At 64.0% G+C, this 14,978-nt stretch carries 14 protein-coding genes; 2 read left to right on the top strand and 12 right to left on the bottom strand.

The window, feature by feature from the left end:
* Positions 1-30 precede the first annotated feature (30 nt).
* A complete protein-coding gene (locus L0U84_RS07020; RefSeq protein WP_233851962.1) occupies positions 31-717 on the top strand; it encodes a type 1 glutamine amidotransferase domain-containing protein in 687 nt (228 codons plus the stop codon).
* Positions 718-775: 58 nt separating this feature from the next.
* On the opposite strand, the gene L0U84_RS07015 is transcribed toward L0U84_RS07020, so the two are convergent.
* Genes L0U84_RS07015 through L0U84_RS07000 form a run of 4 tightly spaced genes read right to left on the bottom strand, consistent with a single transcriptional unit; the run spans position 776 to position 4,165 of the window.
* Positions 776-1,255 (bottom strand): hypothetical protein, encoded by a 480-nt coding sequence (locus L0U84_RS07015; protein WP_233848793.1) that lies wholly within the window; start codon positions 1,253-1,255, stop codon positions 776-778.
* Positions 1,252-2,553, bottom strand: coding sequence for a DUF3734 domain-containing protein (locus tag L0U84_RS07010; RefSeq protein WP_233848791.1), 1,302 nt, complete (start codon positions 2,551-2,553; stop codon positions 1,252-1,254). The genes L0U84_RS07015 and L0U84_RS07010 overlap by 4 nt, the downstream gene beginning before the upstream one ends.
* A gap of 9 nt (positions 2,554-2,562) precedes the next feature.
* Complete coding sequence (locus L0U84_RS07005) at positions 2,563-3,345, bottom strand: 3-hydroxybutyrate dehydrogenase (protein WP_233848790.1); 783 nt, start codon at positions 3,343-3,345, stop codon at positions 2,563-2,565.
* 31 nt (positions 3,346-3,376) lie between these two features.
* Positions 3,377-4,165: an acetoacetate decarboxylase gene (locus L0U84_RS07000; protein ID WP_442793979.1), complete on the bottom strand. Its 789-nt coding sequence runs from the start codon at positions 4,163-4,165 to the stop codon at positions 3,377-3,379.
* Between the two features lie 293 nt (positions 4,166-4,458).
* Here L0U84_RS07000 and L0U84_RS06995 point away from each other — a divergent pair, with 293 nt between their 5' ends.
* The gene (locus L0U84_RS06995) at positions 4,459-5,010 is read left to right on the top strand and encodes a 4-hydroxylaminobenzoate lyase (protein WP_233851960.1); all 552 of its coding nucleotides are present in this window, start codon (positions 4,459-4,461) and stop codon (positions 5,008-5,010) included.
* Positions 5,011-5,335: 325 nt separating this feature from the next.
* Here L0U84_RS06995 and apnL read toward each other — a convergent pair whose 3' ends face one another.
* The 8 genes from apnL to L0U84_RS06955 all read right to left on the bottom strand — a co-directional run bounded on the left by apnL (position 5,336) and on the right by L0U84_RS06955 (position 14,971).
* The gene (apnL, locus tag L0U84_RS06990; RefSeq protein WP_233848789.1) at positions 5,336-7,294 is read right to left on the bottom strand and encodes a D-apionate lactonase; all 1,959 of its coding nucleotides are present in this window, start codon (positions 7,292-7,294) and stop codon (positions 5,336-5,338) included.
* A complete protein-coding gene (locus L0U84_RS06985) occupies positions 7,291-8,370 on the bottom strand; it encodes a Gfo/Idh/MocA family protein (protein ID WP_233848788.1) in 1,080 nt (359 codons plus the stop codon). Before L0U84_RS06985 ends, apnL begins: the two co-directional genes overlap by 4 nt.
* 18 nt (positions 8,371-8,388) lie before the next feature.
* Positions 8,389-9,456 carry an ABC transporter permease gene (locus L0U84_RS06980; RefSeq protein ID WP_233848787.1) on the bottom strand — a complete coding sequence of 356 codons (1,068 nt, stop codon included), beginning with the start codon at positions 9,454-9,456 and terminating at the stop codon, positions 8,389-8,391.
* Positions 9,457-9,467: 11 nt separating this feature from the next.
* On the bottom strand, positions 9,468-11,033 hold the full coding sequence (locus L0U84_RS06975; protein ID WP_233848786.1) for a sugar ABC transporter ATP-binding protein: 1,566 nt from the start codon (positions 11,031-11,033) through the stop codon (positions 9,468-9,470).
* On the bottom strand, positions 11,030-11,689 hold the full coding sequence (locus tag L0U84_RS06970) for a DUF2291 family protein (RefSeq protein WP_233848785.1): 660 nt from the start codon (positions 11,687-11,689) through the stop codon (positions 11,030-11,032). Before L0U84_RS06970 ends, L0U84_RS06975 begins: the two co-directional genes overlap by 4 nt.
* 80 nt (positions 11,690-11,769) lie before the next feature.
* Complete coding sequence (locus L0U84_RS06965; RefSeq protein WP_233848783.1) at positions 11,770-12,705, bottom strand: D-ribose ABC transporter substrate-binding protein; 936 nt, start codon at positions 12,703-12,705, stop codon at positions 11,770-11,772.
* 74 nt (positions 12,706-12,779) lie between these two features.
* Positions 12,780-14,024 carry a ribulose-bisphosphate carboxylase large subunit family protein gene (locus L0U84_RS06960; RefSeq protein WP_233848781.1) on the bottom strand — a complete coding sequence of 415 codons (1,245 nt, stop codon included), beginning with the start codon at positions 14,022-14,024 and terminating at the stop codon, positions 12,780-12,782.
* Complete coding sequence (locus L0U84_RS06955) at positions 14,021-14,971, bottom strand: SMP-30/gluconolactonase/LRE family protein (RefSeq protein ID WP_233848778.1); 951 nt, start codon at positions 14,969-14,971, stop codon at positions 14,021-14,023. Before L0U84_RS06955 ends, L0U84_RS06960 begins: the two co-directional genes overlap by 4 nt.
* Positions 14,972-14,978: the final 7 nt, after the last annotated feature.

Below are 14,978 nucleotides of genomic sequence, written 5' to 3'. Positions count from 1 at the left end.
AGTTGTGAGAACGTACTCAAGGAGAACATGATGAAGATTCTGATGGTTTTGACTTCGCACGACGAACTGGGCAATACGGGACGCAAGACCGGGTTCTGGCTCGAGGAACTCGCCGCGCCCTACTACGTGTTCAAGGACGCCGGCGTGCAGATCGTGCTCGCGTCGCCCAAGGGCGGCAAACCTCCGCTAGACCCCAAAAGCAACGAGCCGGACTTTCAGACCGACCTGACACGTCGCTTCGAAGCCGACCCGGCTGCAATGGCGGATCTGGGCAACACGGCGAAGCTCAAGGATGTCGCCCATGACGAATTCGACGCCGTCTTCTACCCCGGCGGCCACGGTCCGCTGTGGGATCTCGCCGAAGACCCTGACTCGATTGGCCTGATCGAGCGCACGATCGCAGCCGGAAAGCCCGTCGATCTCGTCTGCCATGCGCCCGGGGTTCTACGACACGTGAAGGGTGCCGATGGCAAGCCGCTCGTCAATGGCAAGTCGGTCACCGGCTTTACGAATAGCGAAGAGGAAGCGGTCGGGCTGACCAAGGTGGTCCCGTTCCTCGTTGAAGACGAGCTCAAGGCGAAGGGCGGAAACTTTTCGAAGGGCCCCGACTGGCAGCCTTATGTGCTCGAAGACGGGCTGCTGCTCACCGGGCAGAATCCCGCGTCGTCGGGGCCGGCCGCAAAGGCATTGCTGGAGAAATTGAGCAAGCGTCACTGAGACTCAGCCCTCGCGCCGGAAAGTGGCGGCTGCCCGGCGCGGGCGCCACCCCAACTCGTCATGGCAAACCGTCATCGACGGAGCGTTGCAGTACCGGGTCGTGAAATGCACGGTAGACCACGAATGCCATCCACAAGGCCAGCACCCCGAAGCTCCACCACCGCAGAAATATTCCCCACCCCCAAATGAGCGTACCGAACGCGGAAAGGGTCAGTCCGCGCCTGGCCGCGAGCACCTCGCTCAACGCGTGATGAGGCTTGAATGCGGCGTCTGCGTTTGCATGAGCGACCACCAGCTCCGTCACGGTGTGCTCGAGATAGCGGCGCGACGCCAGCAAAAGCCCCGTGATGGTGATGACCGATCCGGACCGCTCGAACAGGTCCCAACGTGCCGAAACCTGCGCAAAGTGGGCGCACACGATCGCCGGAGAAACCGCCAGTCCGATCATTGCGATGCTGCGAAAAATATAGCCCCACGGCGTCCGCAAGGTTTTCTCGCACAGGCGGCCCACAGCGCGGCCAAAGGGCTCCTTACTCACGATACGCTCTCTGCAGCCGGTTCGCGCGCTTCGATCGCCAACCCGTCATCGACGATTTTTCGTTCTTCCGCGAGCGGAAATATGCGCGCGTCACGATCACCTTGCGGCACGGAACCGGGCAAGCGATGCACGTCGTGCGTCACGAAGCCCTGCTCGCGGCTCGGCACGTCGAACCACCCGCGATGCGAAAACGAATCGCGAATGTCCTCGAGGCCACTGTCCCAATGCTCCCGCATCGTGTCGACGCTGAATTCGTAGTCCTTGTAGTGACCTTCATAGGGCTTGTTCTTGTAGATGAGGTGCACCACATTGATCGCGCTGCCGTGGGCCGCCTCTTCGGCGAGACGGAAAAGCGGATCGGTCTCGCGCAGACCGGCGGGAATGTGCGCGAGCAACTCCTTGATAAAGCGGGCGTGCTTCTGACGATCCGCCAGCATGCTGGTCACCGCGCGCGTGCGGCTCGAATACTGGATGTCCTTGGCACGCGCGGAAATGTCGAAGAAGTCGCCGGGCGCATTGCCGCTCGCGCTCCAGAGGTCGACCTGAAACACCAGCGCGTCCTTATGGTCCGCATCGCGCAGCACCTCGGTCAACGGCGTGTTCGACACGAGACCGCCGTCCCAGTAATACTCGCCGTCGATCTCGACCGCCGGAAAACCGGGCGGCAACGCCCCCGACGCCATGAAATGCTCGGGCTTCAAATGCATATTCGTGTTGTCGAAGTACACCAGGTTGCCGGTCCGCACGTTCACCGCCCCCACCGAAACACGGACGTCGCCGCCGTTGATCCGGTCGAAGTCGGCGAACTCGAGCAGCGTTTCCTTCAACGCGGCCGTGTCGTAGTAGCTGACCACGTTGGGGTTTTGCTTGCCGAACCCTGCTAACGGCAACGGCACGCGCGCCGAGAAAAAACCCGGCTGACCCTCGCTCAAAGCGCGCCCGGCCGCCCACGCACTGGCCCACTTGCGCGAGAAATCCTGCAGACCGAACATGGGTGGCATCCAGGCACCCAGACCACCGAACCAGTCGCGCGGATGGCAGATCCGGTTCCAGAATCCACGCAACGCCGCCACGCGGTTTTCCGGCGCATTGCCCGCGATGATGGCGGTGTTGAGCGCGCCGATCGAAATGCCGGAGATCGTGTCCGGATGCACGCCCATCTCGGCCAGGCCCTCGTATACGCCGGCCTGGTACGAACCGAGCGCGCCACCGCCCTGAAGCACGAGAGCGACTTCGTCGTAGTGCGGCAGCACGAACGCATCGGGCTGTCGCTTGGATTGACTCGTTCTGCTGCGCATCACGGCTCCTTATTGCATGGTCCAGCCGTGGCTGACGATCAGCGACTGCCCGGTGAGTGCCGACGATTCGAAACCCGCCAGGAACGCCACCGTATCGGCAACGTCCTCGAGCGTGGTGAATTCGCCGTCGACGGTTTCCTTGAGCATGACGTTCCTGACGACTTCGGCTTCGGAGATGCCAAGCGCCCTGGCCTGCTCGGGAATCTGCTTGTCGACGAGCGGCGTGCGGACATAGCCCGGACACACGACATTCGCGCGCACGCCGCGCGGCCCGCCCTCCTTCGCGACCACCCGGGCCAGTCCCAGCAGACCATGCTTGGCCGTCACATAGGCCGACTTCAGCTTCGATGCCTCGTGCGAATGGACCGAACCCATATAAACGATCGAGCCGCCCTTGCCGCGCGCGTACATTTGTTTGAGCGCCGCTTTCGTCGTAAGGAAGGCGCCGTCCAGATGGATCGCCAGCATCTTCTTCCAGTCGGAGAACGAATACTCCTCGACAGGCGCGACGATCTGGATGCCCGCGTTCGACACGAGCACGTCGATGCCGCCGAACGCCTCGACCGCACGCTCGATGCCGCTGTTGACCGCTTCTTCGCTGGTGACGTCCATGGCGACAGCCAGCGCCTTGCCGCCCGCCGCGACGATGCTGCTCGCGACCTTCTGGGCGTTCTCGAGATTGAGATCGGCGATGACCACCGCTGCGCCGAGACTTGCGAGTTTTCGTGCGCACTGCTCACCAATACCGCTTGCCGCCCCGGTCACGAGCGCGACTTTGTTGTGCAAAGACATGTTGCTTTCCTTTGCGTGGATCCACGCAAACTTATTCGTTGACCGCGAGCTTCACGGTTTCGCTTTGAGCCAGATAGTCGAGCGCGACCTCGCCGATATCCAGCGTGAGATTGGCAATCAGATGCCGCGCGCCGACCACCCGTTTCAGCGGCAAATCGGCCACGGGCGCCAACGCATGCGGATGCAGTTCGAGCGCCGCCGGACCCGTCCACGCCCCGAGCACGCTCACGTCGCGCAGATAGAAACGCACGAGTTCGCAGACGCGCGGCGAACCGTCGACATGCGGGATGACCTTCAGCAAATAATTGGGTGTTTCCGCCAGCTTCTTGCGTTCGGCGTCGATATCGAGCGGCAGGTGCTTGTAGCCCATCGTGCCGGTTGCGACGCGTTGGGTGCCGTAGTCGAGTGTGCCGAGCAGCGTGTCGTTGCCATCGATGCTTAAGGTCGGTCTCGCCAGCTTCTTCGGAAAACCCCAGATTTCCCGGCCGCCGGCGATCGGGCCTTCGTCGTCGAGGTACATCGAATGCGTGTAGTTGCCAAGACGCCCTTGCTGATCGCGCACCGTGATGACCTGACCGGTTTCCGTGTAGTCACCGAAGCCCGAGGAATCCGGCATGCGAATAAATTCGTAGTGCACGAGATTGTTCTCCGGACGCAAGGGCTCCGGCACGATGGCTTGCAGCGCGTCGAAATCCGTCTCGTAGGTAATGATGAAATATTCCCGGTTGATAAAGCGGTACGGCGGCCGGGGATAGGCGGGGTTGTGGACAGGCATCGCAAAGGCGTCTTTGCGAATCGAAGCCAGATTCAGGCGGTTCATGACGTTCTCTCTTCGAGATTGAATTGCATCGCAACAGATGCTACTCACTCACGAATCGCGAGAGAATCCATCGATATCAGGAATCTATCTTCCAGATATCGGGAAGGTATTGAGGTGAGGGAACCGCTTCGTGCTTCCAGGCGATACCGGCCGGGGCTCTGACCGAAATCGGAAAGCGGGTCCATGAAAATTTGTACGATTCAATAGGAAATTTGGCCGATCGATTATGGATTGATTGGTCGCTGCGAGCAAGAATGGCTGCTTCGCCGACGTTCACAACCGCCATGTCCAACATGTCCGAGACTCTATTCACCAATCAAAGAGACGAACTTGTCTCCCGTTTGATTCCGTTTCTGCACGAGGTCAAGGACATGACCGCGAGCATCGAGCTGGAGCAATGGCTGAATGCGAAATATGGAGTGGAAAGCGAGTTGTACAAAGACCTCGCGCGACTGATCACCCTCGGCGTGAAGGACGGCTGGGCGGCCGCCGCCGAAGTCGCCGGCCCGCGCTACCGTCGCTCGCTACTCGTGGCGCCCTGTGAAGAGACGCTTTTTTTCAGCGTCACGGCAGTGCTAATGGACAGCACGGATAATTCCCAGAACAACCCTGAAGGAAGCTTTCGCGGCGGCTTTCATTCGCACCCGTACGGCGAGATCAATCTGGTCGTGCCGCTCAATGAAGGCGCCGCGCTTGCAGGTCCGCACGGGTGGCGGCATGGCGGCTGGACCGCACCCGGGCCAGGCAGCCGCCACTTTCCGGAAGTCAAGGGCGGTGCCGTCATCTCGCTCACTTTTCTCCCCGCGGGGCGGATTGCTTTCGACGTAAAACCGCCGCGGGATTGAAGCGCACAGGCATGCCCATAAAAGGCCTCCTCACCAGTTTTCGCCGGCGAGGCGAAATACCTGCACGGCATCTTCCAGCGTGCACGCCTGTTCCTGCATGCTGGCCGCGTGCGCACCTCGGAGGCGACGACCGCAAAGCCGCGGCCTTGGTCGCCCGTAGAAGAGTGTGAACCAAACCGTGGGAGGTCAGCTCACGCTGCTCGACGCGCACTCCGCGAGTTTGCAACTGCAGATGTGGTGGTCAACACTGCGAGTTTCTCAACCGAAAATTCTTCGTTGAGAACAGCAACTCTGACCTGTGCCAGGCAGTGCGCTCCCCCGAACGTCAGAAAGGCCCCCCAATAGCAAAAGCATACGGACGCAGCAGCACGGGGCGAGTCAGCTCCACCGACGCGCGCCCGCGCATCACATCCGACTGTCCCACCGTCTCCTCATCACTGATGAACGCGTCGAGACACGCGTCCCCCCCACTCAGCGTCAGCCGCACTGTACGCGCGCGGTCAGTCAGGTTCGCTACCACGATTCGAATGCGCCCTTGCGCGTCTCGCGCGGCGACGCATGCGATGGCGGACCGTTCCGCCCCCGCGACGCTGACAGCAAGCCTGTCCGATCCCGACATCGCGGCGAGCGCGCGAGCCACTGCATACATCGGATACCGCGTCACCCCATCGCTGACATCGGCGAGACCTCGATCTCCTGTCAACGCACCAAGCGTCAACGTGTCGATCTGCGCACCCTGCAGCGCCGCCGCGTAACCGGCGAGCCACGCGCCCCCGAACAGCGCGGTCTGGCGCGGATCGAAGCCGGCCATCGCAATTCGCTCGCGGTGCGGGTTGGGCATCACGCGCGAACCGTACGGATTCTGGCGCATGCCGATCGACACCGGCCCGATCGAGTATGGCTGCGTCCCGATCAGCGAGCGACATGATCGGGCGATGTGTGGAATCGCTTCGAGCGTCTGCATCACGCTACGATCGTCGGCCGCATGGACGATCGGACAGGTCGCGTGGGTGACCCAGTCCACGAGTTCCAGCGGCGGACGCTTGCGATTGAGTTCGGTGAAATAGCTGAGCATGCCGCCGCCGATCCTGAGTCCCGGAAAGGCCGCGCGCGCAGCGCGATAGACGTCGTCGAGCGCGGGACACGGCGGGCTCACGCTGCCCGGCGGGTTCGACTGCCGATGCACGGACGGGCTCACGACGATGCCGGCGATCTGCAAGCTGGCCGCCTCGATCAGCGCGGCCAGCGCATCCATTTCTCGCCGCGGTTCATCGACGCCCGGCAGTGCGTATTCGAGCACGGCCGCGACACCCGCGCGCCGCTGCAATGCCGCGAACCGCGTCAGTTCGGCCAGCCCCTGGCCAGCTACCGGATCGAAGCTCAACGTGATTCGTTGCGGGGCCAGCTCGGCAAGCAGTTCGGGATGCGCGAGCGCAGCGTCGACCTCGCTTGCGGCAATCGCGATGCCCAGCGCCGGCATCCTCTCGAGCGCTGCCCCGCCGACGTCGAGCGTGATCGTCGCGAGGTCGTGCTGCGCGGGATTCGACGGTGCGCATGCCTCGCGCGGCCACGCCCCGCTGCGCTCCGTGACGCTCAGCGTCACGCTCTGGCGCTGCGTGGCCCCCGCTTCGAGCGTATAAGGCCAAGGCAACGCGAGCGGTCGCGAGTACGTCTTGAACGAGGCATCGGACCAATTACGCTGGTCCTCCATCTCGAACACGTCGCCGGTGAATGCGCAGCGCACCGTGAGCCCGCACGCGAGATCGTGCTCGATCGCGCAAATGTCCTTGAACGGCTGCCATGGATCGATCAGTTCCGGAAACGCGGATTCCTGCCGGGTTCCGTCTCCATGTTCGACGCGTGCGGGCGCGCCCGCCACGCCGTCGATCGGATGCAGCACGCAGAAGCCGCAGCGGGCCGTCAGGAAAGCATCGAGCGCGCTCACGCATGCGTCGAAGCGCAGCGCGCCGTCCGCCGCGCAGTCGATGCTCAAATCGTAGTTCAACACCTGTCCATCAGGATTCGCACACTGCGCCCGATGGGCGATCCGAAAGCCGTGCTCGCCCTCGTCCAGTTCGACACCCTGCAGCAGCGGACGACAGGTGCCCCAGTCCTTGTCGCGAACGAGAAACGCGACCGAGCGGATCACTTCGACGCCGCGATAACGGATCTCGCGCAACGCGCCGTCGACCAGCAGGGCCGACCACGGGCCCGCCAGTACGCACCGCGGCTGCTCCTCGGCCTGCTTCGTGCCGTAGCGGGCGATCGAGAGGTCCACGCTCATCGGGCCCCCTGCGTGTCAGCGCCGGCCATCTCCGACATCTCGATGCTACGTCCTTGCCGCGCCGACAGGTAGGTCGCTTCGACGAGCGCGAGCGTCGCGAGGTTGTCGCGCCCGCTGGTCGCCGGCTCGACGCCGCGCCGCAGGCAGTCGATCCAGTGCGACTGAATGCTGGCCACGCTGCCCTGAATTGCTTGCCACGGCGCGCTCGCCCACGACAATGCCGGCGGCGTCACATCGCGTATGTCGGTTCCCGCAGCGTTGTGAATCTGCAACCGGTAGTCCGCGAACAGGCGCAGTGTGCCGCTGGAGCCATCCACCTCGATCAGCGTTTGCGGAAACAGTTCGCGCGGCAACCGCGTCGCATAACTGCAGTCGACGATACTGTTCACGCCCTGCTGATGACTCAGCATGATCGTCGCGACGTCCTCGCCGTTGATCGCCGGATTCACGCGCGAGACGCTTGCATACAGCCGCTTCACGTCGCCGAACAGAAACCGCGCGATATCGAGCACATGAATGCCCAGATCCTCGACGATGAAGCGCTCGCCTTCGGCCAGATACGGTTGACCGCTGAACACGTCGAACCCCGAGCGGAACGACACCCGCCCCCAGAACGGCTGGCCTATCTCGCCGCGATGCAAGGCTGCGCCCACCGCCTGAATCGCGCTTTGCCAGCGGAAGTTCTCGTGAACCATTAGCGGCACGCCAGCCTCGTTGCACGCGTCGACCATCGCGCGCGCATCGTCGAGCGTGCGCGCGAATGGCTTCTGGCAGATCACCGCGACCTTGGCTCGCGCGGCGAGTTCGACGAGCGCCCGATGGCTCGCCACCGTGGTCGCGATATCGACGAAATCCAGCTGCTCTGCTGCCAGCATCGCCGCCGCATCGGTGTAAAGACGCTCGATGCCGAACTCGCGGCCGGCCGCCTGAAGCCGCGTTTCGTCCGCGTCGCACAGCGCGACGATGCGCACGTCGCCGATGTCGCGCCACCCATTCAGATGATTGCGCGAGAAAAACCCGCAGCCGATCAGCGCGCCTTTGAACACATTCCGCTCTCCGCTGGAAATGGTTTGCATGCTTGCCACGCTCATCGCTCAGGCCCCCGTCGCCGCCTGCTTCTGCAACGCGAAGCGCTGCTGCACACGCCGCTGGACCTGATCGACGACGACTGCCGCGACGATCACGACGCCCTTGATCACGGTCTGCCAGAACGCGCTGACGCCCATCATCACGAGCCCGTCCGACAGAATTCCGATCACGAACGCGCCGATGATCGTGCCGCCGATCTTGCCGCGCCCGCCGGACATCGAGGTGCCGCCGAGCACGGCCGCCGCGATCGCATTCAGTTCGAAGGTTTCGCCGCTCATCGGATGCGAGGCGACCAGTTCCGACGCGATGATCAGGCCGACGATCGCCGCGCACAGTCCCGAGAACATACGGACGAACATCTTCACGCGATTGACGCGCACGCCTGACAACTGCGCCGCGCGCTCGTTGCTGCCGACCGCATAGATCTGACGGCCGAGCGGCGTGCGCCCGGCGATATAGGCGGCGAGCGCGCCGACCGCGACCAGCAGCCAGATCGTCAATGGAATCCCCACAATAGTCGCCGAGCCGAGGATCGGAAAGCCGGTGGTGCCATAGTCCGGATCGCCGGTCAGATTCGGAAACGTCTCGCCATTCGACGACAGCAGCGCGGCGCCGCGCGCGATATACAGTGTGCCGAGCGTCGCGATGAACGGCGCGACGTTCAGCCGCGTGATCAGCAGCCCGTTGATCGCGCCGACTGCGACGCCGCTCAGCAGCGCGACGACGATCACCTCGGGCACGCTCAGGTACAACGTGTATTCGTCGCCGAGCGGAATGCCGTGCAGGATCAGGCCACCCGCCACCATGCCCGACAGGCCGACGATCGACCCAACCGACAGATCGATGCCGCCCGCGACGATCACGAAGGTCATGCCGATCGCGAGAAAGGCATTGAGCGCGACGTGGCGCGACATGATCAGCAGGTTTCCCCAACTGAGGAAGTTGTGCGCCGCGAACGAAAAGAAAATCACCACCGCGAACAACGCGATGAACGTGCGCAACTTGAGCAGCAATAGCAGCGGCGCTTCGCTCAGGCTCGCGCCCGGTGCCTCACCCTTCAAGATGATTGCCATCCGGTTCTCCCTCATGCAGTGATTGTGTCGGTGGATGCGCCTGGCAGCGCCGTGCGATGCCCGATCGCCGACGCGGCGACGAGCGCGTGCTGGGTCGCCTCGGCGGCGTCGAACTCGGCGGTCAGGCGCCCGTTCGACATCACCAGAATGCGATCGGACAGCGCCATCACCTCTTCCAGATCCGACGTGACGAATAGAATGCCGAGCCCTTTCACGGCCAGGTCGCGCATCACCTTGAAAATGTCCGCTTTCGCGCCGACGTCGATGCCACGGCTCGGCTCGTCCATCAGCAGCACGGTCGGCGTGATCATCAGCGCCCGCGCGATCACGACCTTCTGCTGATTGCCCCCCGACAGCGAGCTGACCGGCAGCCGCCAGTCCGCGACCTTGATCGCGAGTTCGCGGATGTACTGGCCGATCGAGCGCTGCTCGCGCGCGCAACTGAGGTGAAAGCCGCGCGCGAATTCGGCGAGGCTCGCGATCGTCATGTTCTCGCCGATCGACAGCACCGGTAGCAGTGCATCGGTCTTGCGGTCCTCGGGAATCAGTGCGATGCCCGCCGCGACCCGGGCCGCCACCGGCTTACCGTGCAGCGGCTTGCCATTGAGCACGACCTCGCCGCTCGCCTGGCGGTGACAGCCGAGAATGCACTCGAACAACTCGGAGCGCCCCGCGCCCATCAGCCCGTAAATGCCGACGATTTCCCCGGCATGCAGCGTCAGCGATACATGATCGACGGTGAAACCATGGGTCTTGCCCGGCAGCGACACGTCGCGCACGCACAGCACCTCGCCGCCGCGCGCATGACCGATCGGCCGCGAGAAATCCTTGGTGTCGCGGCCCACCATCTGACGCACGATCCACGGCACGTCGACCTGCGCCATCGGTTGATGGCCGGTGATCCGGCCATCGCGCAGCACCGTGATGTAGTCGCCGATGCGGATCAGCTCCTCCAGCCGGTGCGAGATGTAGACGATCGCCACGCCCTGCGCCTTCAGCTCGGCGATCACCCGGAACAGCACGTCGACCTCGGCCGCACTGAGCGCCGAAGTCGGTTCGTCGAGGATCAGCACGCGCGCGTCATACGCGAGCGCCTTGGCGATTTCGACGAGTTGCTGCTGGCCGATGCGCAGATCCTCGACCAGCGTGTCCGGACTCAGATCGAGTTCGAGACGCGCGAGCAGCTCACGCACACGCTGGCGTTGCGCGTCGATGTCGATGTGGACACCGGCACGCGTGATTTCGTGCGCGATGAAGACGTTTTCGGCAATCGACAGATTCGGAAACAGATTCAGTTCCTGATAGACGATGCCGATGCCTTGCCGCAAGGCGTGCGCGCTGTTGTCGAGTTCGATCGGCGCGCCGTCGAGCGTCAGCCGTCCCGAGGTGGGCTTCTCGGCGCCGGCGATGATCTTCATCAGCGTGGACTTGCCCGCGCCGTTTTCGCCGACCAGCACGTTGACGGCCGCGCGCCGCACCGCGAAGTTCACCTCCTTCAGCGCGATCGTGCCCGGATAGACCTTGGTTACCGCCTCGACCTGCAGAATCACCTGGTCCTGTACAGGTGTCGCGCTCATGGTTTGTCTCCCACCGCGATCGCGAGCGGCACCACTTCCGGCTGTTCGGCCGACGAGTCGTACGAGAACGCACCGGTCACGGTGATTTCCCTGCCTTTCAGAGCGTCGCGCGGCAGCGGCTTCATCACATGCGTCGCCGCGTAGCTGTTCAGCGCGGTGCCGAACTGCGCATACTCGATCTGATTGCGAAAGCTTTCGAACGAAATGAAATCGAGCGTGTCGCGCAGCGTGGTGCCGAGCACCGTGGGGCCGATATCGACGATCACGTCGACCTTTCCGCCGCCATCGACATCCACACCGACCGTGCCCTGGCTCGACTGCGTATCCACTTCGACGATCTTGCCGTGCAGTTTGGTCGGGAAATTCCACGGCGCGCTGTCATCCTTGCCGCGATAGCCGTACTTGCGGCCCGCCGCGTCCGGGTCCGCCTTGATCGCGTCGCGTAACGCCGGGTAGTCGGTCGCGCGTTTCTCGACGTCGGGCACGATCTTCGTGGCCCACATCGACGCGACCATCGCGTTTGGATCGTAGCCCGCGGATGCGTACGCATCGCGCGAATGTTTCGACGCCTGCGCGTCATGCTTGACCAGCTTGCAGCCGGTCAGGGCCGCGCTCATTGCAATGACGATGAGCGCGCCGCCAATGCCACCTCTCATGGTTCACCTCATGCCACACCGATGGAACAGCATGTCGCGCCGCGAGGATGCACCCCGGCATTCTCGCGGCGTACGGCGTTTCAGCGCAGCGCGAACATGTCGAGCTTACCGGCGTTCGCCTTGGTGATCAGCGAGCAGTTGATGAGCTGCTTTTCGGGCTTGCCGGTCGCGCCCGTCTTCAGATACTTGTCGGCCTGTTCGACCGCTTCGTTAGCCGCCAGCGCGGCGGGTTGCAGCACGGTCGCGCGGATTTCGTCGCGCTTGATCGCGTCGCGCACGTCGTTGCTGCCGTCGAAGCCGACCACGATCACGTCCGGCCGCTTGGCCGCTTTCAGCGCGGCCGATGCGCCCATCGCCATCGTGTCGTTGCCGGCGATCACACCCTTGATGTCCGGATGGCTTTGCAGGATCGTCTCCATCACCTGAAACGCCTCGGTCTGACTCCAGTTCGCCGATTGCCGCTCGACCATCTTCATGTTCGGGAACTGATCGATCACGTCGTGATAGCCCTTCGAGCGGATGCCCGCATTGATATCGGACTCGCGTCCCACCAGCTCGACGTAGTTGCCCTTCTCGCCGAGAGCCTTGACGAACGCGCGGCCGCCGAGTTGCGCGCCCTGATAGTTGTTCGACACGATCTGCGCGACCGCGATGCCGGTCGCGTTGATTTCGCGGTCGATCAGGAACGCCGGAATGCCCGCGTCCTTCGCTTTCTTGACCGCCGAGATCGACGCCTCCGAACCTGCGTTATCCAGCACGATGGCCTTCGCGCCGCGCGCAATCGCGGTGTCGACCAGTTGCGACTGCTTGTTCGCGTCGTCGTCGTGAACCAGCACGATGGTGCTGTAGCCGAGCGCCTTCGCGCGGGCGTCCGCGGTATCGGCTTCGGCCTTGAAGAACGGATTGTCGTGCGACGGGGTGATGATGGCGATCAGGCCGGCCGCCTGTGCGCCCGTCGTACCGACGAGCGCCAAGGTGGTCAACGCGAGGGCGAACAACTGCTTCGATGCTTTCATGGTCTGTCTCCTGTGTGATTCGTTATTGAGTACAGCTACATCAAGCACTGCATCCTGCTCATCGGCTCATCGGCTCATTTCCAGAATTTCAGCGCACCGGCCAGCGCGCGGCTGCGCTCGGCATGACGCTCGATCGGCACGCCTTCCATCGCCGCGATCCACGCTTCGCGCAATGCCTCGACGCCCGCGGCCACGCCCTGCGGATGCCCGAAGATGCCGCCACCCGCCGTATGGATCAGATCCGCGCAGCCGATTGCCGCATACGTGTCCGCCGCTTGCAATCCGGTCTGCCCTGAACTGAACACCGGCATCGCGCGCATCGGCGCTGCGTCCATCGCCGGCGCGAGCACCGCGCGCGCGGCCGCGATCACGCTGTCGTCCGGTTCGCTGAACTTGTTGCGCAGGCCGTTCACGTGCAGATGGTCCGCGCCCGCGAGACGCCATAGCTTTTGCCACGGCGCGTAGTCCCAGCCCAACGCTTCGCAGCGGGTCAGATAACCCCAGCCTGCGCGATGCGCATGAATCGGCAACTGGCTATGGCGGCGCAATTCATGCAGCCCGACGAGGCCGATCGAGTTGAGCACCGCCATCACACAGGTGCCGCCCTGTTCGACGACCAGATCGTGACGGCGCTTCATCTGGTCGAGTTCGCCGGTCACGTTGAACGCGACCATCACCTTCTTGCCGGTGCGCTCCGCGTGCTCGTTGACGACGCGCATCACCGCGCGCACGCGTTCGTCGAACGGGCAATGCGGACCATCGCCCTGCAGTTCGTCGTCCTTGATGAAATCGATGCCGCCCGCGACCAGCTCCTTCACCTGCTCGGCGGTTTCCTGCGGCGACAGGCCGACGCTCGGCTTGATGATCGTGCCGATCAGCGGGCCGCGCGTGACCCCCGACAGCCGGCGCGTACCGTCGATGCCGAACGCGGGCCCCGGATAGGCGGCCGCGAACGACGCCGGCAGTTGCAGATCCTTGAGCCGCAAGCCCGACACCTGACGCAGCTCGAACAGGTTGCCCGCAATCGTCGACATCAGATTCGGCAGCGAGGCGCCGAAGTTTTCGATCGGCCACGACAATTCGAGCGTGCACTGCGTATAGCGTTTCGCCTGCACGCCGCCGGAAAGACTCGGGGTGTCGCTGTGACCGAGCACCTCCAGCCGCTCGACCCGCGCGCCGGCGCGCGCCTTCAGTTCCGGCGTCTCGTTGGGCAGCGCGATAAAGGTGCCGCTCGACTGCTCGCCGGCAATCACGTCGGCGGCCTGCTGCGGGTCGACGCCGGTTTCCAGCCAGTAGGTCGCGTGGATGCGTTCGGTCACGATGTACTCCTTGATGATTCGTGTTCGGATGAAGCGGCGGGTCTGCGTGCCCCGGTGACAGGCAGCCGCACCGCATAGAGCGAGGTGGTCGCGCAAATGAAAAGCTGATTGTGTTGCGGGCCGCCGAACGCGACGTTCGCGACGGGTTCGGGCGTCAGGATCTTGCCGAGCAGCGTGCCGTCCGGGTGGTAGCAATGCACGCCGTCGGCCGCGCCGGCCCACAGCCGTCCCGCGCTGTCGACCCGCAAGCCGTCGAAGATGCCGTTCGTGCAGCTCGCGAACACCTCGCCGCCGCGCAGTGCGTGCCCGCTGACGTCGAACGCGCGGATGTGGCGCGGACCGTCCTTCACATGGGTCACGCCGCTGTCGACGATATAGAGGCGCTGTTCGTCCGGGCTAAAGGCGAGACCGTTCGGGCGGATGAAGTCATCGGCGACGATCTCGCAATCGCCGCTGTGCGCATCGATCCGGTACACGTGGCACGCGCCGATTTCCGACTCCGCGGCATGGCCTTCGAAGTCGTCGTCGATGCCGTAGGCCGGATCGGAGAACCAGATCGAACCGTCCGACTTCACGACCACGTCGTTCGGGCTGTTCAGCCGCTTGCCCTGATGGTGGGACGCGAGCGTCGTTACGCTGCCGTCGTGCTCGGTGCGTGTGAGCGAGCGCGAGCCGTGTTCGCAGCGCAGGACCCGGCCTTCGCGATCGAGCGTGTGGCCGTTCGCATAGCGTGCCGGCGTGAGGAATACGCTGACGCTGCCGTCGGTTTCGTCCCAGCGCAACACGCGATCGTTCGGGATATCGCTCCACAGCAGATAGCGGCCGGCCGGCACGTACACCGGTCCTTCGGCCCAACGGCAGCCGGTGTATAGCCGGTGCACGTTCTCGCTGCGCCGCACGCAGCGGCTGAAGCGTTCGTCGAGTTCGAGAAAGTCACGCTCTGACATAGCCTGG

It is taken from the genome of Paraburkholderia sp. HD33-4 (assembly GCF_021390635.1).
Classification (GTDB): domain Bacteria; phylum Pseudomonadota; class Gammaproteobacteria; order Burkholderiales; family Burkholderiaceae; genus Paraburkholderia.
This window is presented reverse-complemented; position numbering and strand designations above follow the sequence as displayed.

Bases quoted from the DNA above. Each gene is read 5' to 3' on its own strand.
- L0U84_RS07020 (WP_233851962.1), top strand. From the start codon at position 31: ATGAAGATTCTGATGGTTTTGACTTCGCACGACGAACTGGGCAATACG.
- L0U84_RS07010 (WP_233848791.1), bottom strand. From the start codon at position 2,553: ATGCGCAGCAGAACGAGTCAATCCAAGCGACAGCCCGATGCGTTCGTG.
- L0U84_RS07005 (WP_233848790.1), bottom strand. From the start codon at position 3,345: ATGTCTTTGCACAACAAAGTCGCGCTCGTGACCGGGGCGGCAAGCGGT.
- L0U84_RS07000 (WP_442793979.1), bottom strand. From the start codon at position 4,165: ATGAACCGCCTGAATCTGGCTTCGATTCGCAAAGACGCCTTTGCGATG.
- L0U84_RS06995 (WP_233851960.1), top strand. From the start codon at position 4,459: ATGTCCGAGACTCTATTCACCAATCAAAGAGACGAACTTGTCTCCCGT.
- apnL (WP_233848789.1), bottom strand. From the start codon at position 7,294: ATGAGCGTGGACCTCTCGATCGCCCGCTACGGCACGAAGCAGGCCGAG.
- L0U84_RS06985 (WP_233848788.1), bottom strand. From the start codon at position 8,370: ATGCAAACCATTTCCAGCGGAGAGCGGAATGTGTTCAAAGGCGCGCTG.
- L0U84_RS06980 (WP_233848787.1), bottom strand. From the start codon at position 9,456: ATGGCAATCATCTTGAAGGGTGAGGCACCGGGCGCGAGCCTGAGCGAA.
- L0U84_RS06975 (WP_233848786.1), bottom strand. From the start codon at position 11,033: ATGAGCGCGACACCTGTACAGGACCAGGTGATTCTGCAGGTCGAGGCG.
- L0U84_RS06970 (WP_233848785.1), bottom strand. From the start codon at position 11,689: ATGAGAGGTGGCATTGGCGGCGCGCTCATCGTCATTGCAATGAGCGCG.
- L0U84_RS06965 (WP_233848783.1), bottom strand. From the start codon at position 12,705: ATGAAAGCATCGAAGCAGTTGTTCGCCCTCGCGTTGACCACCTTGGCG.
- L0U84_RS06955 (WP_233848778.1), bottom strand. From the start codon at position 14,971: ATGTCAGAGCGTGACTTTCTCGAACTCGACGAACGCTTCAGCCGCTGC.